Genomic DNA, 21,788 nt, shown 5'->3' on the forward strand with positions numbered 1-21,788 from the left:
CTGTCCAAAGCAGAAATGAAATGAGGACGTTAAGCTTAGCTAAGAATCCCAATCACTTTAGTGATCTTGCCCCTTTAGGGGTGGGAGTGTCAAATAATCTACTCTTGCTTGATGTGATACATTCGAATAAGGGGGAACGACAATGAGTATTGAAGAGATGATAGAACGACGATTTGTATGCACTAAATGCAGGGGTACGGATTGTAACATTAAGGAAGTATCCATGTCAGGAGCAGGGCTTAGCAAAATGTTTGATATTCAGCACAATCATTATCTCTTTGTCGCCTGTTCTTCTTGTGGATATGTTGAAGTATTCGATCCGGATGTGTTGAAAGGAAAAAAACAGGGTCAGGTGGGTACCATTCTTGATATTCTATTTGGCGGGTAAGTGTGCGTGAGTTGACATTGAACTAAAATTTCTTTAATATGACTTAGTACTGAAAAGTGTCATTGCATGAACCAAATTTGAATTGACAGGTGATATCCATGTCTTATAGACCGCGTATTGCACAATTGCAAGTAGCTAGTAAAAATGAAAAAGACGGATTGTATGAATTTACAATGAAATTGGTAGACGGTACACAATGCCGTGTATTCTACTCCCATTCCCCGGAATGGAAGATGACCAATATCAGCCGTCTGCAGAAAACGCCTTGTCCTGTATGCCGCAAAGACTTCATTTGCAAATGCATGGATCAGTGGGCCGGTGACCTGCACCAACAGATGATTGACGACCAATGGATGGAAAAGGCAATTGCCGAGTAATTGCCAAAACAGATACGAGCGTGGGCATTGAGCCTGCGCTCTTTTTCTATTTTCCATTACACCTAAATAAAATATAAAAGAGCGACCTGGAAGATCAAATTGGGTAAGTTACTCTAATAGCACAACTATGAGGAGGCTACGATTATGATAGAAAATCAAATAGATCGGCATCAGGGACACCCAATTGTGCTTGTAGACGGAGTTTGTCATTTCTGTCAAGGCTTAACGAAGTGGATTATCAAGCGTGATCTCGAGGGAAAATATCATTTTGCATCACTTCAATCGGATGTGGCGAAAAAATTGCTGGAGAAGGGCAATCTGTCCACAGACAGCATGGATACGTTTGTACTGATTGAGGATGGAAAATATTATACACGTTCAACCGCTGCACTTCGTCTGGCCAAAGGATTGAAATTCCCCTATCCATTATTGTATGTGTTGATTATTGTACCGAAATTTATTCGAAATGCCGTATATAATACGGTAGCTCGCAACCGATATCGCTGGTTCGGTAAAGATGAAGCGTGTATGCTGCCTACACCTGAAATTAAGGATCGATTCCTTTAAGAGGCTGAAGTGTGACATATTGTATCATTATGGAATGATTGGTAGCGGAAATAATTGGGTAATGACTACGGATCAATTCTATTTTGTATTTTGGGAGGAAATAACTTGAAGAAGTGGACTACATTAATTATTGGGGCATTATTGGCAGTAAGCATGACAGCTTGCGGAAGCGACGCAGATAACAGTACAGCAACGCCGCCAGCTGGCAATGAAACGTCTAACGAGGGCAATACAACTGCGGAGCAGGAGACAAAGACTCCTACGTTGGACGAGTTAATTGATAAAACAAATGCAGCGACTAAAGAAATGAAAAGCTTCACTACAGAAGCCAATATTGATCAAAAGTTGAAAATGGTGGCTGGCGAACAGTCCCAGGAGCAGCAGGTTAAAACATCGCTGAAGATGGATATCATCAAAGATCCGATGACGATTTACCAGGAGATGAAGATGGAAATGTCCGGACAGGAAGCGCAGAATGTGAAGCAATATATTACTTCGGATAAGATTTATTCGCAGGTGGGAGATCAATGGATCAAAATTCCTGACGAACAAACAAAACAACTGATTGAGCAGATGAAAGCAAGCATGAACCCGGAAGGTGAAATGGAGCAGTTTAAAAAAATTGAAGAAGACACTAAAATTACGGAAGAAGGGGACAACTATGTTTTAAACGCTGATGTATCCGGAGATAACGTGAAAGAATTGGCTAAAGCGGTCATGGAGCAAAATGGATCGGATGCCCAAACTCAAGCGATGCTTGATCAAATGAATATTACGAGCATGAAAATGAAATATATGATTAACAAGGAAACCTATTTGCCTGTAAGTACGGATGTGGACATGGTTATGGAAATGGAGCAGGAGGGACAGAAAGTCTCGATGGACATGAAAATGACCAGCACGTTCTCCAATCACAATGGTGTGAAAGAGATCAAGATCCCGCAAGAAGCATTGGATAGTGCTAAATAAAAAGCGTACGGGTAAGCGAGTGTGATCTTCTCTGTTGAGAAGTTAGCCTGATTAAAGCTGATATGATGTGGAACTTCTGATGAAGACACTTCGGATATGAATTGGTGTGAACCGACAGGTTTGCCGAATTCATTCTGGGGTGTTTTTCTTTTTTTTTGATTGCGTTGTGGTTAGAGTCCAAGGTGTTATAGTATAGTCGTGTAAGCGATTGAATATATGAGTTGATAGTAAGTTGAGGGAAGTCTATTTCAGGCAGGAGGTCAAAGCAATGATTGAATATGCACATATACACCATGTGAGTCTGGCAGTGCGTGACCTGGAGGTTGCGAAGAAATTTTATTCCGGTTTGCTGCGCATGCAGGAGATTGAACGTCCGCCTTTCAACTCTACGGGCACATGGTATGCGATTGGCAGTCAACAGCTTCATCTGTTGCAGCATCCGCAGGGGCATACGCTTCGTGAGGCTGGCATCGATACAACGGATGGACATTTTGCAATTTGGGTGAAGAGTTACAAGGAGACTTTGGCTTGGCTGGAACAGCAGGGGATTGAATACGAGGCAAGACCGGATAGCGTTGCTGGTTTTTCACAGATTTTTGTGTTAGATCCGGATCGCAATATTGTAGAGTTTGATGCGCCTTATCATTCTTGATGGGGATGAGTTACATCCCCTATGGCTAAGTATAAGTTTTATCGTACAGTGACTGTATAGAGCACAGTATCACCATTTGGCAAATAACCAACTACTGTACAAACACCAGGTGAAAGACCAATAATTAATCCTTGTTGATTTAAATAAATGCCTCCATAATCTCCGCTAATCCAAAAATTAGAGCCAGCTACGGTGATACTCTCACCAACTCTTAAGCTGATAGGGACGGAAATTTGATCTGCAAGAGTAATTACATTGGAAGTTTCTGCTAGAGTAGTAGGGCTTGGTGTAGCAGCACTAGCCGCAAATAAAGTTTTTTATTGGATGAATATTATGTGAACCAATTATTAATGTTGAGATACTTGATTTTATGAAACTGATAATAGTAATTTATATATTTCTTAGCAAATTGATAAAATATAAGATGCGATAGTGTAACGTTTCGAACAGGGATGAGCGATATGTTTTGACCTGGATGAACAGCTAAAAGGAGTAGGGTGATTAGTGGAGCAGAACAAATCTCTTGCTCCCCCAGAAATTGTATGCTATATTATCCATACATTCATAGCACGTGACGGAAGCACCGTCCATACACTGCATATTCTTGCGGTTATTGGACGGTGCTTTTTTTGTGCTTTTTTGCAGGGAGGGGAGAAGAATTGATTGTTCTTAAGGCAGTACTGGCTTCCAAAGACAGAGACTATATCAGCGCCTGGCTTGATTTTGTACAAGGCAGCTCGTCCGGCTCCAGTATACGATTTACCGCCTTTTCACAATGGGAACCGTTTAGGGATTACATGAATGAACAGGGAGGCAGGGAACAGCCGGATCTGGTAATTGCGGAGCCGGAGTTTCTAAACCATTGGATGGGTAACGGTGGCGAAACCTCGGGTATTCCATGGCTGATGCTAAGTGAAGGATTAGATGAGGTGGATGAGGATAAACGCCTGATGAAATATCAACCATTGCCTGCACTGATGGACGCTGTACTTAATGCTTGTCGGCAGCCGCGTAGGAAGAAGGCTCATCGTCCAGGACAGGAGACCCTTTCTATTGGCGTTGTATCAGCTTCCGGTGGGAGTGGCAAAACTGCGGTGGCGCTGCATATGGCGAAACAGCTGGGGCTTGCGGGATATGCTGTTCTGTACCTCAATCTGGAGACACTGGATAGCTCGATGCCGTTTCTGGAGAAAGGTTTGTCTAGAAATGGGCAGCGTATACCTGATGCAGAAACAGGGCTGTCACGTCTGCTTTACGATTTGAAGGTGGGCAGGAAGGAATCAGGCAAACAGGGACAAGTGCAGTCTTCCTCCAAAGGGGTAGACGGATATGTGCTTCGTCACGAAGCGCTGAAGTCGGATGTATTCTGGCCGTTATCGAATCGAAAGGAATTGCTGCAAATGTCCCGTGAGGATACGAAGAGCCTTATTCGGTATTTAGCGGACTGCGGGCAATATGACGTGCTCATTCTGGATGGGGACTCAGGGTGGGATGGACGCAGTGAGGGGATTTTCGATGCTGCCGATGCATTCGTGTGGCTGGTTGAGGATGACATCTCTTCCATGTACCGCTGGGGTCAATGGATGCAGCATATGGAGCGTACGAGACCGGATCTGCATGAAAGTGTGCTGGACCGTGCCCGTTTCGTAGTCAACAAATATCGGGAGAGCGTCATCAATGCCTTGCCAAGACCCGATCTGCATTTGGATGCTGTACTGCCGTATATTCCTTCATGGAAGCAGCTGAGTCAGGAGGAAGTGATGCTCAGCTCACCGATCTTTCAACGCGAAGTGAAGAGGCTATGCGCCATGATGATACAGGATGGGGAAGAAGAATTGAAGCAGACAGGACGCATTCAGAAGAATGATGTGTGGTCACTATGATGGATTCCTCCAAGATGACACTGGACCGTGAAGAACAGTTTCAGATCATGCGTCGCGAGGTCAGGGCTGGACTGGATTTGACGTCCTCTGCGGGAGACAAAGAACTGTGGGACGGAATTGAACGTAAGGTGCTCTCTGATTCTAGGCTGGATGATCTGACCTCTGGGGAACGTCATACGCTGGTGCAACGATTATTTGACTCCTTTCGAGGGCTGGATATTCTGCAGCCATTGGTGGATCATCCCGAGATTACAGAGATTATGATCAACAGCCATCGGGAGATTTTCGTTGAGCAGGAAGGTGAAGTCAGACAGATCAAACTGGAATTCGAGTCCAGGGAACGATTGGAAGACATTATCCAGATGATTGTATCCGGGGTGAACCGGATTGTGAATGAGTCTTCTCCAATCGTGGATGCGCGGTTGAAAGACGGCTCGCGGGTTAATATCGTGCTGCCTCCGATTGCGTTGAAAGGTCCAACCATGACGATTCGGAAATTTCCAAGTGAACCGATGAAGATGTCCGATCTGATTGGTAAAGGTGCCCTGCATGAGGAAGCGGCAGAATTGCTGCAGCAGTTGGTACGCAGCAAATACAATATATTTATCGGCGGCGGAACCGGATCGGGGAAAACTACTTTCCTTAATGCATTGTCTCAGTTTATTCCTGCGGATGAACGGATCATTACGATTGAGGACTCTGCTGAATTACAGATTGTCACGGTACCCAATCTGGTATCGCTGGAGACGCGTAATGCGAATACCGAGGGCAAGGGGCAAATATCCATCCGGGACCTGATCAAGTCATCCTTGCGGATGCGTCCAAATCGAATTGTCATTGGTGAGGTGCGGGGAGCAGAAGCGCTGGATATGTTGCAGGCCATGAACACAGGGCATGATGGAAGCTTGTCCACAGGGCACGCAAACACGATCTCCGATATGATCAGCAGACTGGAAACCATGGTGCTCAGCGGAGCGGATCTTCCCATTGCGGTTGTCCGTCAGCAAATCAGCTCAGCCATTGATATCTTTGTACATTTATCCCGGCTGCGTGACCGTTCACGACGGGTGACTGAGATTAGCGAAGTGATGGGCATGAAGGACGGAGAAGTACTGCTCAATCCACTGTTTCGTTTCCAGGAAATCGAAGAAAAAGAAGGCAAGATTATTGGCGGACTCGTGCAAGTTGGAGCGCTGAGACAAGTGGATAAAATTCAGATGGCAGGGCTAGGGGAATGGCTGAGCGCGTACATAGAACGCAATAGTGATGAGTTGGATAAGTCGGATAACAACCTGAATTAGTTGATTTTATGGGTGGGTGATGAAGTTGGGCGAGGCCAGACAGGCGTTAACCGATTATACCGTCTATACGCTATCCCGGAGACAGCGGATGGTCTGCATATTGATCAGTGGTATGTTATTTTTCGGCATTGGTATTCTGTTCTATCATCACTGGTTGGCCGGACTGATCTTGGCGGCAGGATGTATATGGGTGCCAAAGCACTGGACAAAAGTACTGCTGGAACGTAGAAGAATGACTCTAAGTTTACATTTTAAGCAGGCATTATATGCGTTGTCCTCCGCGCTGGCTGCGGGAAAATCGGTAGAGAATGGATTTAAGGAATCAGTGGAGGATCTGCGCATGCTGAATCCTGAGGCGGATACAGATCTCATTCGTGAATTTACTATTTTGAGGACGCGAATGGAGTATGGACAACCCATTGAAGAAGCACTGCAAGACTTCTCGGATCGGGCCAAGATTGAGGATATTACAAATTTTGCGGATGTGTTCATCACTTGTAAGCGAACCGGGGGAGATCTGGTCGAAGTGGTGAGGCGAACTTCAGCGGTCATTGGTGAGAAGCTGGATATTCAGCAGGACATCATGGTAGCGGTGGCACAGAAGAAGTTTGAATCCAAAGTGATGTTTGCTGCTCCATTCATTTTTTTGATTTTTCTCAACTTTACGGCCAAGGATTTTATGGAGCCGTTATACAGCGGGATGGGATATATGATCTCCAGCGGGGCATTGGCGTTACTTGCCTGCTGTTATTTGTGGATTACACGCATTATGGATATCAAAGTATAAGGAGCTGACACGATGCTGCTTCCCGTTATTTTCGGAGGGGTGCTAGGAGCAGGTTGGCTGGTGCTGGATCGAATGCGAGGGCAGACCTACCGACATTTGCGCAAACTGGATATGGAAGGATTACGTCTGAAGAAGCTGCATGGTCCCTTTTTGTTTTTACTGGATAAGTTCGAGGTGGGCCGCAGGTTGCCTGTGCTCATGTTCCGTATGCAGCATGCCATTCAGAAAATGTATGGCATACAGCATAGTGGAGAGAAAACGATGCTCTACTGTGCTGAAATGCTGACTTATTCGTGGCTGATGCTGCTGGTAGGTTGTCTTTTGTCGCTCGTTGGGGATATGGGGGTTGGCGGTATGGTTGGTGGATTGGCATTGGGTGTTGCTTTGCCCTTCGCCCTTTACAAAGATCTTAACACCAAAATGCAGCGAAGAGATCAGGACATACTCATGGAACTGCCGGAGTTGTTGAATCGAATTGTCCTGTTGGTTGGTGCGGGAGAAACGGTACAGCGTTCCATTGTTCACTGTGTAGCAAGTCAGGGAGAACGGGATCATCCCCTTTATAATGAGCTGCGGAAGACGGTCGGGGATTGGAACAATGGATACTCGTTTCAACAATCGTTTGAACAGTTCAGTCGTCGCTGCGGTGTGCAGGAAGTGACGATATTTACAACAACAATGCTGCTGAATTTCCGGCGAGGGGGAGGTGACTTTGTATTGGCGCTGCGTGATCTGTCCCATGTGTTGTGGGAGAAACGCAAGGCCGTTAGTCGGGCTAAGGGAGAACAGGCTTCTTCCAAACTGGTGTTTCCGATGGTGCTGATCTTTTTTTCGATTGTGGTGATGATTGGAGCACCTGCTTTTATGATGATGAATATGTAGGAGGAATTGGGATGCTGGAATTAATGAAAAGCAAGGTAACTGGATTTTGGAAGGAAGAGGACGGACTCGGCACGCTGGAAATGATTCTGATTATCGGGGTTATTATCATTATTGCGCTGTTATTTAGGAAGGAAATAGAGAAATTAGTAGGAGATCTTCTTAAAAAAGTGGACACAAAAAGTAATGAATTTTTCCCGGGTTAGTAGATTCAAAAAGGAAGAAGGGAGCTTCACCTTTGAAGCCTCCCTGGTCTTCCCTATTGTGTTGTTTATTCTTGTCCTGATCCTCTTTTTCTCCATGTACATGTATCAAAAGACATTTCTGAACCAGCATGCGTATGCAGCTTCTGAACGTGCCGCCTACAGCTGGGACAACAGCTACAAGCAGGCGATGACAGGTGAGGTTGTGGCTGGGAAATATGACAACCTGTACTGGAGATTGACCGATGATCGATTGCTCGGAGCACTGTTTGGTTGGGCGGGAGCGGACAATGAGGTTATTGTTTCTGTACCCACGGGAGAAGGCGGAAACCTATCGGAAAAGAAACTGTCCCAAGCCGCACAAGGCATGCCCTCTGGCATGAATGGAACAATTGAATATCAGAACTCGCTAATCCAGCGAAAAGTAACGACCAAGCTGGAGCAGGTGATTTCTTTACCGCTGCCTTCATTTTTGTTTAATTCAGGTAACAGTGTATTTACACAAGGTTCATCTGCAGTTGTAGAGCCTGTTGAATTCATTCGAACGGTGGATCTGGTCCGTTATTATGCGGCCAAGTTTAAAGGCAAGGGCGGAGCCGCAGCCAGTACTGCCGTTGAAGCAGGACAGGTTATACAGCATTTTGGCAAAACCAAAAAATGAGGAAAGGAGGAGGAAGCGCTGTTCAGAAAAAAAGACGGTGAATCAGGAGCCGTAACCGTGTTCTTAATCTTGATCTTGGCCGGAATCTTTATGTTTGTTTCCATTTTCATTGATTATGCACGTATAGCTGCTTTCAAAGTACAGGCAGAACGAATGACACATACGGCGATGAGATCTGTGATGTCAGCCTATGATACATCCTTGCGGGAATATGGATTGTTCGGCTACGGTGACAGTAGTGGTGAAGCCATCATGGCCAAGGTGCTGAATGATAGTGTGAAACCTTCGGCTGTGAAAGATGGATTTCCAATTCTGGATATCCAGTGGGATACAACTTCACTAAGCATGGAACGTGAACTGGGTAGATACGATATTTTTAATCGCCAGATTCAGGAGGATATGAAATATCGAGCGCCAGTTGATTTTACCCTGGAAGTGGTCAACCGTTTTAAGCCGATGTCGGAAGAGATGAAAGAAGCTGCTCATACCGTGGATCTGCTCAAAAAATTGCAGAAACTGTATGACAAACGTGAGGAATTGCTGGACGAAGCAATCGCTAATCAGACCGAATCTGCCGATACGGTAAAGGGTCTACCCACACTGATCATGAATCCACCTTCCTCTGCCATTTACGACGAGATGTTAAGAGAGACGCCTGAGACAGCAGCCGAAGTAGCGGCGCGTTATGCGGATTATCTAAACAAAAAACAAATGGATGAAGGACTGCCATTCAACCAGCAACAGTACATGCTAGAATTGGCTCGTTATCGGACTGGCGTGGGGAATGTGGCGACAGGCATAAGCATGATCATACAGCCAGCATTGCAGGCCCACCAGACGAAATTGGAGGAAGCGCAAGCCAAGATAGAGGAAGCTCGCAAAATCAACGAGGAAATGAAGCGGGTCATCGCTGAAGGGGAGAATCGATCACAGAATGCCAGTTATGAAAAAGTAGGCAATTCAACGCTGCCTGGGACGACCGCACCGTCTACCGGATCGGGTAGTGAATCCAAAAGTACCCGCTCCCTTGCTTCGGAACTTGTAAGAGCCGACACACTGTTTGATCAGTTGAACGCAAATGTTCGTTCACAAAATTCGGATTTTACCAATGTCAGAAATGACAGCATGGAGCTTAATATGCAGCTCCGCACGGTTACAGTAACGAGTGGTGTTTCCATCAAACCGGCGGTAAGACAGGCTAGTCAGGTCACGGAACGATATATGGACACTTATGTGAGAAGTGGAGCGTCCAATGTCATTCTTCAAAGCAAACAGCTGTTGGAGAGTGGTCGAGGATCGGATGCCCAGCGCAAAGCGAATGACAAGGAATCCAAAGGGAAGTTGAAGGATGTTAAACGTATTTTGTCACAGATTGAAAAGGGGAGTTCTGGATCCAATGAAGCCTTTAAACAGCTGGAGGAGTACTACAATGCCAACATAGCCTTCAATGAGGCAAGCCGTGAGGAAGGCAAGAAGGCAGAGATTGCTGGCGATCCGTATGACTCGGGTGGTGACGCCATGAACGGAATGGACAGTCTGTTTGGGGGGATGGCCGGTTTGCTGGATAGCCTTGGCGATGAATTGTTCCAGAATGAGTATGCACTGGCGTATTTCAATTCGATGGATTTTGGACAGTTGTTGGGCTGGACTGAAGGTAGTGGAGATGCTGGTGAAGTATTCAAACTGGAGAATCAGGAACTGGAATATATCGTCTATGGTTTTCATAATCCTTCTGGGAACATTGCTGCTGCATATGCCGAAATCTTTGGCATGAGACTGGCAATTCGAACTGCGGAAGGATTAGTTGAGAATAGCAAGCTTGGGAACCCACTTCTTGTACTGTCTGCTGCAATTTTGTACGGAATAACAAACGCTATCGCAGATATGGTGAAGTTGGCTAAAGAAGGCAGTGTGGAATTGTCCAAGTATATCAAAGTCAAACTTACATACAGGGACCATCTCCGTTTGTTCCTATTAATGCATAGCAACAATGAACGCAAAATGTCCCGAATGTTGGCTTTAATTCGACTGAACACCGGCGTGAATCCGGATGAGAAGCAGACATATGCTTCGGGCAACACGCGTAGTAGTATCAAATTATGGTTCTTACCTGGAGTCACAAGAAGTATAGGTGCTGTCATGGGCAGTGAAGACCAGGTAGAAGATGGCCGATTTTTCATTGATCGGAAGGCCGATTATTCCTATTGAATAATCCGGGTCGTTTCTGTGGAGGGATTATGGATAAGCAGCATCAGCACGAAAAAATGTTGGTATCGTTGCACAAACGTCTAACACGAATACACAGACTGGAAAGATTGAAATCTCTGACGAAGCAGATACGTTCTATCCAAAAGACGCGTTCTCCAAACAGGGAACATGGCAGCATCGTTTTGGAAGCCTCGCTGGTTCTGCCTGTATTCCTATTCTTTGTCATGTTTCTCATTTTTATCGTACAGATGACTTTAGTATCAACAGCGCTGCAGAGTACGGCAGGAGAGGCAGTAAAGCAGTTATCCACGAAAATATATCCGGTCTCACTTGTATTTACCCCCTCTGATTCCGCAGGTGGCGGAGCCTCGGAGGGTGGATGGAAAATCCCGGAGCTGTCACTGACAGAATGGGCCGAAGAGTATGCCTCCTCGCTGCCAGAGCCGTTAAGCGATTGGGTACGTACTGCTGCTGCCAGAGGTGAACAACCGTTACAGGAGATCAAGACATCCGTTCTTGAGTCAGTACTTGATCCGACTGTTAAACCGCTGCTTCAGCCTTTTATTAATACTTCTGTACTGGATGAAGAGCGTGTGCATGTTAACGGTATTTCCATACCTGACCTGAAAAATAAAACGAATCCTTACTTTCGGCTTGAATTGAGCTATGAATTGCCTGTTAAGGTTCCCTTTCTAGGAAAATCCTTACGCATTCAAGCCGCGGCAGCAGAACGGATTTGGATTGGAGATACCGGAGAAGGCTCCAATAGTAGTGGAGGAGAAGCGGATTCTGCAGGAGCAGCAACCGTGTTATCCAAGCCGGAGCCCGCATACATAGGGAACAATGCAACAATTAAGGTCAAAGTGGAGCCTGGGGCTACAGCGAACTTAACGATATTTTACAAGTCCGGTGAAAGTTCAGCCAAGCATATCGGGTGGGCGACTGCCGATGAAAATGGTGTGATTGAATGGAACTGGTTTGTTGGTACACGTACAACGGAGGGCACATGGACATTTGTTGTAGAAACAGCGGAAGGTGCCAAGACGGTTACTGAGTTTAATGTGGCTTCCAGAAACTAATGAAGGAGATGATGGAGGTGGAGTGGTTTTACCTGGCCTGTGGTTTATATGTAATTGCAGCTTTTGTTACAGATGTTCGTTCGATGAAAATTCCAAATCGTTTGACTTTACCGGTGACTGTCGCGGGAGTACTGGCCCATATCATATGGGGAGGATGGAAGGGATTTCTGTTCTCGGCAGCTGGATTTGCGATTGGGTTTGGTGTGTTATTTCTAATGTATCTGATCGGGGCAGTGGGTGCAGGAGATGTTAAATTGTTTGGAGGCATTGGTGGTTGGACAGGACTGGCCTTTGGTGTTCACGTTATCATTTACTCCGTTTTGTACGCAGGGGCAATTGGATTAGTCATTCTCTTGTTCCGCAGGGATTCAGCGAAGCGGATTCGCGGTATGGCAGGAAATCTTGCCGGTTTCTTCATGCTTGGTTCGCTTAAGCTGGTCAATCAGGAAAAGACATTGAAGTTTCCTTTTATGCTGGCTGTATTGCCCGGATTCATCACCGCCTATATCTACATGACTTAATAAAAATTTATAAGATGTAGTGGAGTTTGGATTATAGCTTATTAACGGAAAGAGAGGATTGGCATGTATGGATTAACGAGAGATTTCATTCGAAACGGCGGATCATTTATGGTTTTGGAGAAAGCAGAAGGGCTGCGAATGGACGAACTGAGCCGTGTGCAGATGGGTATGTTATCTTCTAATCAGATTCCAAGGCTTCTTCCTGTCCACATTCGGGAATTGGATCGAAATGTAACGCTGCAGTATGACATATCTGGGCACAAGATGTTGTCCCAAGTGTTAAAGTCCGGAAAAATAGAATTACGTGTGTTATATGGTCTGTTGTTTCAACTGGCAGACACATTTACGGAATGTAGACAATATATGTTGGATCCACGCAAATTACAGATTCAGGAAGATTACATATTTATCAATGGTTCACTTGAAGTTGGCGAACTCGGTTTGGTATATATTCCAATTATCGATGCAGTAGAGGTTGACCCGACTCCTCAACAATTCCGTGACCTGGTTATTAGGTTAATGGCCCATGTTCAGGAACTTCAGGGAGAAGGGATTCAACGTGTTCTCCAGCAATGTGACAGTGAGCAATGGGATATCAGACAACTGCGTGAACTTTTACTTGAATTATATGCAGATGAGCAGAATGGTTCAGGGCAAGCATCGTTTATGTCTTCACGTGGGTCATTCGAGTCAACTGACAGTAAATTGGGAATGCCACTTTCTGCGGTTTCAGAGCGGGGACAAGAGCCTTTTTCCAATAGAACTGGGCAAGATCGGAATCATCAATTGCATGGGGAGGGTGAATCCGGGCAGAGACTGAAATCAATTCAGCAATCAAGAGCATCTAGTACAGAGGAAGATAAACTCCTTAACAAACCCTTTTCTGGATTTTCCGGGAGACGTCCACCGATAGAGTCTTCAGTGCAATCAAAAGGTGTTACGAATCCGTCACAGCGCCAAACATTTGATTCATTACAGGACAATGATATGGAAAAGGATGAGAAGGACGTGAAGCAGGATTCTTCCAAAACGACATATATCATTCTGGGCTGTATGATTGCCATGGCGCTGGTATGGAGATTTATTTATATGGAACAGCCGGGGCAGACACAAATGATTTTATCCGCAGCATTAAGTGCCGGGTTGCTTGGGATCGCGGGTTGGGCGTGGGTGACTAAAGGGAGATTCGGAAACTCGAAATCCAATCTATTAAGCAAAAAAGTGCCTAATGAAGAATACACGGATGGCGAACTACAGAAGGGCTCATCCAATAAGCGATCTGCTTTTTTTGGCTTGGGTAGAGGCAAGGGTAAGCAGAAAGAAAGCGAAGAAGAGATGTTTCAGGAAAGCTGGCGTTGGAATGCATCTGAAAGATCGCCAGATGGTAACTCGTATGCACAAGGTTACACGAGTCAACAGAGCTCTGGTGATATGCAAAGTGCTCAATCAGAAATGGGGCACTCTTTTGAATCCAGGTCATCTGTAACAGGAAATTCTCGCTTTCAAAATCTACATATTCCATCTGAAACTTCTGATGGACCTTTCGTTCAGCATGCTGTCGAAGCCGTGGCTGCAACATCGGAACTTGTCCGTCATCATGCCGCGGCTGATGCAACAGTAAACCTGCAAAATGTTGCTGGAGGAGGCATTGCAGGAGCAGGTTCAGTAGTACCTTCCTTTTATCTTGAACGCAGATCAGCAAGCGGAGACAAAAATGAACGCATGGATGTCCGTGGTGCATCGTTTGTGATTGGCCGCTCGGCGGACATGGTTCAGTGGGTAGATTCAGCAACCGGTGTGTCCCGTGCTCATGTGGAATTAAGCCGGAACAAATCCGGCTATGTCATTAAGGATTTGGGCTCTGTGAATGGCACCATTCTCAAGGGGAATGTTCTTGCTCCGTACAAAGAATATCCACTGGAAGATGGAGATACCTTTACGTTGGCTGAGTCTGTTTACACATATCGATCAGTCGGATAGACCCCGGTGTTTCAGGTCTTCCAACGCATCGGTTAATGTAGGGAAGGTGAACTGGAATCCGTGATCCAGCGCTTTTTTCGGGATAACCCGCTGTCCCTGAAGCAGCACGACAGAGAGTTCCCCAACCAGTGTTTTGATCAAAATTCCGGGTACGGGGAACCAGTGCGGACGATGATACACTTTGCCTACCGTGCGTCCGAATTCATCATTGGTAACCGGGTTGGGGGAAGAAGCGTTAACCGGACCGGAGATTTCTTTATTTTGGATCGTGAAATCTATCAAACGTACAATATCCATAATATGAATCCAACTGGTCCACTGTTTGCCACTTCCCACCCTGCCCCCAACACCAAGCATATAAGGCAGTTTCATTAATGGAAAAGCACCTTTTTTATGACCAAGCACGAGGCTAACACGAATCTTCACGAGTCTCACATGTTTGATGGCATCCGCGGCAACTTCCCATTGTTCAGAAACGCGAGAGGGGAAATTCATCGATTTATGTGGGCTGTTTTCATCAAATGTTTCTGTGGGAGAGGTACCATAGATCGCCATGGCAGATGCCTGTACGACTACCTCCGGTTTGTGTTCCAGTGTATCTATCAAGTTGGCTACGCGTGCTACAGTAGTCACTCTGGATTCAACAATCTCCAGTTTCGCTTTGGTTGTCCAACGTTGATTCAACGTTTCTCCAGCAAGGTTCACTAAGGCATCCACGCCTTCCAGCAAATGAGGCTGTTCTTCCACCTGTTCCCATGAGATATACGTTAGGTTTTGACTGGGATTATGTAAATTCGGCAGTTTACGTGTAATAACTTTCACATGATGGCCTGCCTGAAGCCAGTAATCAACGAGTGCTCCTCCGACAAAACCGGTACCTCCACAAATCGCAATCTTCATCTTGGCGACCTCCTTGTTATTTTGACTGTACTGACATGTATTGCTGGATCGACAAACAGCCCCGGGCGGTAAGCACTGCCTTGCTGGGGATGACTTACCTGACGGAGCATGTTTGCATATATGTAAGCGAAATACATGTTCGGCTGAATTCTCATTTTCTATTTATTCATTAGATGTTTATAAGGCGAATAATCAATGTGGTTCTTCTCCAGAAATTTCACCAGAAACTTATTATCCCGCTTCGGTGTGGCTATAATGTATCCTTTAATGCAATGATCTCTGGATACTTCAGGTGCATTATCTTCGTACGCAATTTTCCCGATTTCTGCTGCGATGGAATGTTTGGCAATATCTCGAAATGGGCCGGGAACAGGTTCTACAAGCTGGTCAAGAAAAGCTTTTGCTTCATCTGTCCATAAATGACGGCTGGTTTCAACCCAGTGGTTCTGCCAATCGAGTTTGGACTTCCCGTCTGCCTTCGGAAGCACTTTCAAAAACTTGCGCATCATAAAAAATCCGCCAACACACATACTTCCGAGCAAAAGAACGGTCCAGAATGCGATCGTGTTCATAAACCAATTGCTGGGGGAACTACTGGTCAACGTCAAAGCGTAGGAGCCGAAAATCATTGCGGAGTCACCTCGGATTATTGATTTTCACGGAAAGACGGATTCCGCCCACCCATGTTCCAAATTACAGCTGTAAAAAATAGCCTATATCCCGAATTATAGCGCATTTCTAGATTTATTTCGATAATCGCGTTAGAATAAGGGTTAATTCAGAAAAAGGGGGATTAATGATGCTTAAAATCGGCTCCCATGTGTCCTTTTCGGACAAGGGATTATTGAGTGCAACGAAGGAAGCGTCCTCGTACGGTTCAAGTTCGTTTATGATATATACGGGTGCACCGCAAAATACCCGCCGCAAGCCTATTGAGTCCATGTTTATTGAGGAAGGCAAGCTTGCGATGCAAGAGAGCGGAATGGAAGATATCGTTGTCCATGCGCCATACATTATTAACCTCGGATCATACAAAGAAAACACGTATGAACTGGCCGTAAGTTTCCTTCAGGAAGAGATCCGTCGTACACATGCGATTGGTGTCAAAAATATCGTGCTGCATCCCGGCGCATTTACGGACAAGGATGCTCACTACGGCATCGGACGTATTGCTGAAGGCTTGAATGAAGTGCTGGACGGAGTGAAAGAGACCGATGTGAATATCGCTCTGGAAACAATGGCTGGCAAAGGCACTGAAATGGGCCGCAGCTTTGAAGAGATTGCTCAGATTATGGAGAAGGTTACACACAATGAACGCCTAACTGTATGTATGGATACATGCCACATTCACGATGCAGGTTATGATATCGTAAACGACCTGGACGGTGTTCTTGAACAATTTGATCGTACGGTAGGGCTTGACCGCATTGCCGTAATGCATATTAATGATAGTAAGAACCCTGTGGGTGCGCACAAGGACCGTCATACACCGATTGGCTCCGGCTGGATTGGTTTTGAGGCGATTAACCGTATCGTGCATCACGAAGCTCTTAAGGATCGTCCGTTTATTCTGGAAACGCCTTGGATCGGTAAAGAAGCCAAAACACAGCGTCCAATGTATGAAGCGGAGATTGCATTGCTTCGCGGGGATGTTGCTGGACGATTTGGCCCCGAATTCCTGACAGAAGTGGAACAACTGCATCATTTCTTCAAAGGAAAAGAGATTGAGTCCCGTTCATACGTTTTGGATATCTGGACGCTGCTCAAAAATGATGCCAAAGCGAAGAAAGCCGACCCACGCGAGCCGTTGGAGCGTCTGTATGACCTCGTGGCTGAAGCCTCATTGTTCCCATATTTGAATGAAGAACAACTGAATCATCGTTTGATTGCCTGGCTTGCAGGCAAAGAAATTTTTGTCACGGCCTAGTTGAAGGAGGAAAAATAACCCGATGGAGATTCACGCTAAACAAGTACGTCCTGATGTTAAAAACCGCGCCGATCGGGCGCGGATGCTCATTTCCTGTCCGGATGGACCGGGAATTGTTGCCGCAGTATCCCATTTCTTGCACCAGCATGGTGCAAATATTGTACAGTCGGACCAATACACAATGGACCCGGCTGGCGGCATGTTTTTTATGCGAATCGAGTTCGATCTTCCACAATTATCGGTGAACCTGCCCAAGCTGGAAGCTGATTTTGAAGAAGTGGCAAACCGTTTCAATATGGATTGGAGTCTTTCCGCGGTTAGCCGCAAGAAGAAACTTGCCATCTTTGTATCCAAGGAGGATCACTGTCTGGTTGAGCTGTTGTGGCAATGGCAGGCTGGCGATCTGGATGCAGATATCGCGCTTGTTGTTAGCAATCATCTGGATATGAAGGACTACGTAGAATCATTTGGCATTCCCTATCATCATATTCCGGTTACAGCAGATACGAAGAAGGAAGCTGAACAGCGCCAATTGGATGTGATTGGTAATGATGTTGATGTAATCATTCTTGCACGTTATATGCAAATCATTTCCCCGATGTTTATTGAGCATTACCGCAACCGAATTATTAACATTCATCACTCGTTTCTGCCAGCCTTTGTCGGCGGTAAACCGTATGCCCAAGCGTACAACCGTGGTGTCAAAATTATCGGTGCGACAGCTCACTATGTTACGGAAGAACTGGATGGCGGACCGATTATTGAGCAGGACGTTCAACGTGTAAGCCACGGGGATGATGTAACCGAGTTGAAACGCATTGGTCGTACCATTGAGCGTGTTGTTCTTGCCCGTGCCGTTAAATGGCATGTTGAAGACCGCGTATTGGTTCATGAAAATAAAACGGTTGTATTTTAAGCTAATGCTTTAATACTGCGCAAGGTTGATTCGGAAAGATGCAGTTCAGCTCTATTCCGAAAAAAAGAAAAGGCGATTCCCTATTCATGTCTGAATGGGGGATCGCCTTTTTTGGCTGTGCTTCCATAGATGACCGCACCAACCAACGACCACACCAAATAACAGATGCCCTGCCAGCCAGTAAAGTATCGCTTTGATATCATATAGATCAGGCACACGACTCGACAGCTGAGAGAGCGGGATATATAGCAGGGAAGAGAGAACTCCGATCAGGATGCCTTTGGATATTGGATGACCTGAACGCTGAATCCACCATATGTAGAAGATGCCAATGATTATAGAAACGATAAGATGCAGGACAAATTCGATGTATTCAGGTATTGTAGGCGGAAGCCATGGAACAAAGTCAATGTTCAGCAGCAAGGTATAGACTTTTTCACCAGTGTAGGTCTGAATAGCCTTTAAAAAGAACCCGAGCACAAGTCCGGAGCTAACACCTGTTAAAACCCCGGCTTTCCAGGGTAATATGTGCTTTAGCGACTTTGGTGAATTAGCCAAATATTCCGGCATATGTGAATCCTCCTTTCCATATGGAGTACAGCCTGATATGCAAAAAAAAGTTCGATTTTCCCAATCATGATCAAGGACCATTATATGCAAAATCAACTTGAATATCTAAAAAGAGTATGGTTTTCCGCTTAAAGGTTATACTTCATCCGATGGATTAGCGATGCTGGCTGAGCTAGAAGATATGCTGAAATGCTCAGTATGACACTCTTTTTGCGCAACTGGAAACAAATCCCTCGTCATAAACAGACGAATTTTCCCGATCTTCTAAAAGAAGGTTATGGAAAACCTTCACGCCAAGTGATACAATACAAAAGTGAATAAGTCAAAATGAAACACTCAAGCGGATTCACTTATTGTGAAATTCGGTTTGCTTGTATGATGAGAGGGATTCGCTTGCGCAACCCGACTTATCTAAAGACATGAGGAGGACAAACCATGACTGACAAGAACGAAGCGATTCAAAAGGAAGAAAACAACACCATCGACAATCTGTCAATCACTACTGTACGTACACTGGCGATTGATGCAATCGAGAAGGCAAATTCCGGGCACCCGGGAATGCCTATGGGCTCCGCTCCAATGGGGTACCAACTTTTTGCAAAAACGATGACACATAACCCGGACCACCCAACTTGGGTTAACCGGGACCGTTTTGTCCTGTCCGCAGGACACGGCTCCATGTTGCTGTACAGCTTGCTTCACCTGAGCGGGTATGACCTGCCTATGGATCAACTGAAACAGTTCCGTCAATGGGGAAGCAAAACGCCGGGTCACCCGGAATTCGGACATACAGCAGGCGTTGATGCAACAACAGGACCACTGGGCCAAGGTATTGCAATGGCTGTAGGTATGGCTATGGCTGAAGCTCAACTTGGTGCAACATACAATAAAGACAAATTCAACGTAATCGATCACTACACGTACGCGATCTGTGGTGACGGTGACTTGATGGAAGGCGTATCTCATGAATCAGCTTCCCTGGCAGGACGTCTGCACCTGGGCAAATTGATCATGTTGTTCGACTCCAATGACATCACACTGGATGGTAAATTGAACCTGTCTTCTTCCGAAAGCATCGCGAAGCGTTTTGAAGCTTATGGCTGGCAAGTGCTGCGCGTTGAAGATGGCAACGATCTGCCTGCAATCCAAAAAGCAATCGAAGAAGGTCAAGCAGATACACTTCGTCCTACACTGATCGAGGTTAAAACGGTAATTGGTTACGGCAGCCCGAACAAACAAGGTAAAGGCGGCCACGGCGGTACTCACGGATCTCCACTGGGTGCAGAAGAAGCCAAATTGACTAAAGAGTTTTACAAATGGGTTTACGAGGAAGATTTCCACGTACCAGCTGAAGTTCGCGAACACTTTGCTAAAGTGAAAGATCGTGGTATCTCTGCAAACAAAGCATGGGACGAGAAATTGGCCGAGTACAAAAAAGCATATCCAGAGCTGGCTGCTCAGTTCGAAACAGCGATCAATGGCGACCTTCCAGAAGGTTGGGATCGCGATCTGCCTAAATATGCAGCAACAGACAAAGCTCTTTCCACTCGTGTAGCATCGGGTAACGCTCTGAACGGTCTGGCGCACAACGTGCCACAACTGACAGGCGGATCTGCTGACCTTGAGAGCTCTACCATGACTCACCTGAACAATCTGGAAAACTTCACGCCTGAAGATTACTCCGGCCGTAACATCTACTTCGGTATCCGTGAATTCGGTATGGCTGGAGCAATGAACGGTATGGCACTGCACAGTGGTGTGAAAGTATTTGGTGGTACGTTCTTCGTATTTACAGACTACCTGCGTCCAGCTGTTCGTCTGGCTGCTTTGATGGGTCTGCCTGTAACGTATGTTCTGACTCACGACAGTATCGCTGTTGGTGAAGACGGTCCTACGCACGAACCGATCGAGCAACTGGCATCCCTGCGTATCATCCCTAACCTGACGGTTATTCGTCCGGCTGATGGTAATGAAACTTCTGCAGCATGGGCTTATGCGCTTGAGAACAAGAGCAATCCGGTTGCACTCGTACTCACTCGTCAAAACCTGCCGATTCTGGAAGGTACCGTTGAAGGTTCCCGTGAGAACGTGAAACGTGGTGCGTATGTTGTCTCTGATGCAAAAGAAGGCAAAGCTGTGGCACAAATCATCGCTACAGGTTCCGAAGTGCAATTGGCTGTCAAAGCTCAAGCAGCACTTGCTGAACAAGGCATCCAAGTTCGCGTAATCAGCATGCCGAGCTGGGATCTGTTCGAGAAACAGGACAAAGCATACAAAGAATCCGTCCTGCTTCCGGATGTTAAAGCTCGTTTGGCGATTGAAATGGCTCACCCAATGGGTTGGGAAAAATATGTCGGCGACCAAGGCGACATTCTCGGAATCAGCACATTTGGTGCATCCGCGCCTGGCGATCGTGTTATCCAAGAGTACGGTTTCACTGTGGAGAACGTGGTTAGTCGCGTAAAAGCATTGCTGTAATAGCTTGAAAAACGCTGCAATGGATAGGATGAGTTTAACTGCGAGTCCTGTCCAAGCAGCAAGTGATTTCCGGCAGAGAATGGGCGGGTAACCGCCCTGATCTGTTTTGCCTTTTGTTTTCATTAACTTCAGGGGGAGCGGGTACGCATGTCACAGTTCGATCAAGTCAGTGTAGTGAAAGAGGCCAACATTTATTATGAGGGCCAGGTAACAAGCAGAACGGTTATTTTGGGGGACGGCAGCAAGGTGACTCTGGGCATTATGCTTCCAGGGAATTATGAGTTCGGCACAGATTCCCGTGAAATTATGGAGATTCTGTCCGGCGACCTGAGAGTATTACTTCCCGGAGAAGAAGATTGGCAAGAGATTCAAGGTCAAGCTACGTTCCACGTGCCTGCCGAATCCAAATTTAAACTGGAGATACGCAGCGTTACCGACTACTGCTGTTCGTACCCGGCGGAATAATACAAGAGGGTAACCAGAACCGCGACTCGCGGATTCGGTTAACCCTTTTTGCTTCTTAAACTCTAACGACAAAGTTC

Annotated in this window: 22 protein-coding genes; 19 read left to right on the forward strand and 3 right to left on the reverse strand. The window is 46.0% G+C overall.

Annotated elements, in window-relative coordinates; translation table 11 throughout:
- Nucleotides 1–142: 142 nt before the first annotated feature.
- The 15 genes from MHB49_RS07990 (at nt 143) to MHB49_RS08060 (ending at nt 14,455) form a co-directional block, all read left to right on the forward strand.
- The gene (locus tag MHB49_RS07990; protein WP_024629326.1) at nt 143–388 is read left to right on the forward strand and encodes a zinc ribbon domain-containing protein; all 246 of its coding nucleotides are present in this window, start codon (nt 143–145) and stop codon (nt 386–388) included.
- A gap of 98 nt (nt 389–486) precedes the next feature.
- Nucleotides 487–765, forward strand: a complete 279-nt coding sequence (locus tag MHB49_RS07995) for a hypothetical protein (protein WP_247901329.1) — start codon at nt 487–489, stop codon at nt 763–765.
- 144 nt (nt 766–909) lie between these two features.
- Nucleotides 910–1,332: a thiol-disulfide oxidoreductase DCC family protein gene (locus tag MHB49_RS08000; protein WP_405155716.1), complete on the forward strand. Its 423-nt coding sequence runs from the start codon at nt 910–912 to the stop codon at nt 1,330–1,332.
- A gap of 105 nt (nt 1,333–1,437) precedes the next feature.
- A complete protein-coding gene (locus tag MHB49_RS08005; protein WP_405155717.1) occupies nt 1,438–2,301 on the forward strand; it encodes a DUF6612 family protein in 864 nt (287 codons plus the stop codon).
- A 268-nt stretch (nt 2,302–2,569) separates the two neighbouring features.
- On the forward strand, nt 2,570–2,953 hold the full coding sequence (locus tag MHB49_RS08010) for a VOC family protein (RefSeq protein WP_247901332.1): 384 nt from the start codon (nt 2,570–2,572) through the stop codon (nt 2,951–2,953).
- Between the two features lie 659 nt (nt 2,954–3,612).
- Nucleotides 3,613–4,836, forward strand: a complete 1,224-nt coding sequence (locus MHB49_RS08015; protein WP_405155718.1) for a ParA family protein — start codon at nt 3,613–3,615, stop codon at nt 4,834–4,836.
- A complete protein-coding gene (locus MHB49_RS08020) occupies nt 4,836–6,137 on the forward strand; it encodes a CpaF family protein (RefSeq protein ID WP_405157077.1) in 1,302 nt (433 codons plus the stop codon). Before MHB49_RS08015 ends, MHB49_RS08020 begins: the two co-directional genes overlap by 1 nt.
- 19 nt (nt 6,138–6,156) lie before the next feature.
- Complete coding sequence (locus tag MHB49_RS08025; RefSeq protein WP_247901335.1) at nt 6,157–6,924, forward strand: type II secretion system F family protein; 768 nt, start codon at nt 6,157–6,159, stop codon at nt 6,922–6,924.
- A gap of 12 nt (nt 6,925–6,936) precedes the next feature.
- Complete coding sequence (locus MHB49_RS08030; protein WP_405155719.1) at nt 6,937–7,806, forward strand: type II secretion system F family protein; 870 nt, start codon at nt 6,937–6,939, stop codon at nt 7,804–7,806.
- 11 nt (nt 7,807–7,817) lie between these two features.
- Nucleotides 7,818–8,009, forward strand: coding sequence for a Flp1 family type IVb pilin (locus tag MHB49_RS08035; protein WP_247901337.1), 192 nt, complete (start codon nt 7,818–7,820; stop codon nt 8,007–8,009).
- Nucleotides 7,990–8,667 (forward strand): TadE family protein, encoded by a 678-nt coding sequence (locus MHB49_RS08040; protein WP_405155720.1) that lies wholly within the window; start codon nt 7,990–7,992, stop codon nt 8,665–8,667. The genes MHB49_RS08035 and MHB49_RS08040 overlap by 20 nt, the downstream gene beginning before the upstream one ends.
- Before the next feature lie 57 nt (nt 8,668–8,724).
- A complete protein-coding gene (locus MHB49_RS08045; RefSeq protein ID WP_405155721.1) occupies nt 8,725–10,875 on the forward strand; it encodes a hypothetical protein in 2,151 nt (716 codons plus the stop codon).
- A gap of 56 nt (nt 10,876–10,931) precedes the next feature.
- A complete protein-coding gene (locus MHB49_RS08050) occupies nt 10,932–11,954 on the forward strand; it encodes a pilus assembly protein (RefSeq protein WP_405155722.1) in 1,023 nt (340 codons plus the stop codon).
- A complete protein-coding gene (locus MHB49_RS08055; protein WP_405155723.1) occupies nt 11,954–12,475 on the forward strand; it encodes a prepilin peptidase in 522 nt (173 codons plus the stop codon). Before MHB49_RS08050 ends, MHB49_RS08055 begins: the two co-directional genes overlap by 1 nt.
- A 63-nt stretch (nt 12,476–12,538) precedes the next feature.
- Nucleotides 12,539–14,455, forward strand: a complete 1,917-nt coding sequence (locus MHB49_RS08060) for a DUF6382 domain-containing protein (protein ID WP_405155724.1) — start codon at nt 12,539–12,541, stop codon at nt 14,453–14,455.
- Here the strand turns inward: MHB49_RS08060 and MHB49_RS08065 are convergent.
- Nucleotides 14,444–15,355, reverse strand: coding sequence for a TIGR01777 family oxidoreductase (locus MHB49_RS08065; RefSeq protein WP_405155725.1), 912 nt, complete (start codon nt 15,353–15,355; stop codon nt 14,444–14,446). The genes MHB49_RS08060 and MHB49_RS08065 overlap by 12 nt on opposite strands.
- A 158-nt stretch (nt 15,356–15,513) precedes the next feature.
- Nucleotides 15,514–15,984: a DUF2621 domain-containing protein gene (locus MHB49_RS08070; RefSeq protein WP_405155726.1), complete on the reverse strand. Its 471-nt coding sequence runs from the start codon at nt 15,982–15,984 to the stop codon at nt 15,514–15,516.
- Nucleotides 15,985–16,154: 170 nt separating this feature from the next.
- Between MHB49_RS08070 and MHB49_RS08075 the strand changes: the two genes are divergently transcribed.
- The gene (locus MHB49_RS08075; protein ID WP_405157078.1) at nt 16,155–17,282 is read left to right on the forward strand and encodes a deoxyribonuclease IV; all 1,128 of its coding nucleotides are present in this window, start codon (nt 16,155–16,157) and stop codon (nt 17,280–17,282) included.
- A gap of 22 nt (nt 17,283–17,304) precedes the next feature.
- Complete coding sequence (gene purU, locus MHB49_RS08080; protein ID WP_247901344.1) at nt 17,305–18,198, forward strand: formyltetrahydrofolate deformylase; 894 nt, start codon at nt 17,305–17,307, stop codon at nt 18,196–18,198.
- Between the two features lie 84 nt (nt 18,199–18,282).
- On the opposite strand, the gene MHB49_RS08085 is transcribed toward purU, so the two are convergent.
- Complete coding sequence (locus tag MHB49_RS08085) at nt 18,283–18,768, reverse strand: hypothetical protein (protein ID WP_405155727.1); 486 nt, start codon at nt 18,766–18,768, stop codon at nt 18,283–18,285.
- A 435-nt stretch (nt 18,769–19,203) separates the two neighbouring features.
- Between MHB49_RS08085 and tkt the strand changes: the two genes are divergently transcribed.
- Nucleotides 19,204–21,246 carry a transketolase gene (tkt, locus tag MHB49_RS08090; protein WP_405155728.1) on the forward strand — a complete coding sequence of 681 codons (2,043 nt, stop codon included), beginning with the start codon at nt 19,204–19,206 and terminating at the stop codon, nt 21,244–21,246.
- A gap of 147 nt (nt 21,247–21,393) precedes the next feature.
- A complete protein-coding gene (locus tag MHB49_RS08095; protein WP_111621343.1) occupies nt 21,394–21,711 on the forward strand; it encodes a pyrimidine/purine nucleoside phosphorylase in 318 nt (105 codons plus the stop codon).
- Nucleotides 21,712–21,788 lie beyond the last annotated feature (77 nt).

The sequence above is a fragment of the Paenibacillus sp. FSL K6-0108 genome (assembly GCF_045040695.1).
GTDB lineage: Bacteria > Bacillota > Bacilli > Paenibacillales > Paenibacillaceae > Paenibacillus > Paenibacillus pabuli_B.

Bases quoted from the DNA above. Each gene is read 5' to 3' on its own strand.
- MHB49_RS08000 (WP_405155716.1), top strand. From the start codon at position 910: ATGATAGAAAATCAAATAGATCGGCATCAGGGACACCCAATTGTGCTT.
- MHB49_RS08035 (WP_247901337.1), top strand. From the start codon at position 7,818: ATGCTGGAATTAATGAAAAGCAAGGTAACTGGATTTTGGAAGGAAGAG.
- MHB49_RS08025 (WP_247901335.1), top strand. From the start codon at position 6,157: ATGAAGTTGGGCGAGGCCAGACAGGCGTTAACCGATTATACCGTCTAT.
- MHB49_RS08030 (WP_405155719.1), top strand. From the start codon at position 6,937: ATGCTGCTTCCCGTTATTTTCGGAGGGGTGCTAGGAGCAGGTTGGCTG.
- MHB49_RS08020 (WP_405157077.1), top strand. From the start codon at position 4,836: ATGGATTCCTCCAAGATGACACTGGACCGTGAAGAACAGTTTCAGATC.
- MHB49_RS08070 (WP_405155726.1), bottom strand. From the start codon at position 15,984: ATGATTTTCGGCTCCTACGCTTTGACGTTGACCAGTAGTTCCCCCAGC.
- MHB49_RS08065 (WP_405155725.1), bottom strand. From the start codon at position 15,355: ATGAAGATTGCGATTTGTGGAGGTACCGGTTTTGTCGGAGGAGCACTC.
- MHB49_RS08095 (WP_111621343.1), top strand. From the start codon at position 21,394: ATGTCACAGTTCGATCAAGTCAGTGTAGTGAAAGAGGCCAACATTTAT.
- MHB49_RS07995 (WP_247901329.1), top strand. From the start codon at position 487: ATGTCTTATAGACCGCGTATTGCACAATTGCAAGTAGCTAGTAAAAAT.
- MHB49_RS08075 (WP_405157078.1), top strand. From the start codon at position 16,155: ATGCTTAAAATCGGCTCCCATGTGTCCTTTTCGGACAAGGGATTATTG.
- purU (WP_247901344.1), top strand. From the start codon at position 17,305: ATGGAGATTCACGCTAAACAAGTACGTCCTGATGTTAAAAACCGCGCC.
- MHB49_RS08060 (WP_405155724.1), top strand. From the start codon at position 12,539: ATGTATGGATTAACGAGAGATTTCATTCGAAACGGCGGATCATTTATG.
- MHB49_RS07990 (WP_024629326.1), top strand. From the start codon at position 143: ATGAGTATTGAAGAGATGATAGAACGACGATTTGTATGCACTAAATGC.
- tkt (WP_405155728.1), top strand. From the start codon at position 19,204: ATGACTGACAAGAACGAAGCGATTCAAAAGGAAGAAAACAACACCATC.
- MHB49_RS08010 (WP_247901332.1), top strand. From the start codon at position 2,570: ATGATTGAATATGCACATATACACCATGTGAGTCTGGCAGTGCGTGAC.
- MHB49_RS08055 (WP_405155723.1), top strand. From the start codon at position 11,954: ATGAAGGAGATGATGGAGGTGGAGTGGTTTTACCTGGCCTGTGGTTTA.
- MHB49_RS08085 (WP_405155727.1), bottom strand. From the start codon at position 18,768: ATGCCGGAATATTTGGCTAATTCACCAAAGTCGCTAAAGCACATATTA.
- MHB49_RS08050 (WP_405155722.1), top strand. From the start codon at position 10,932: ATGTTGGTATCGTTGCACAAACGTCTAACACGAATACACAGACTGGAA.
- MHB49_RS08040 (WP_405155720.1), top strand. From the start codon at position 7,990: ATGAATTTTTCCCGGGTTAGTAGATTCAAAAAGGAAGAAGGGAGCTTC.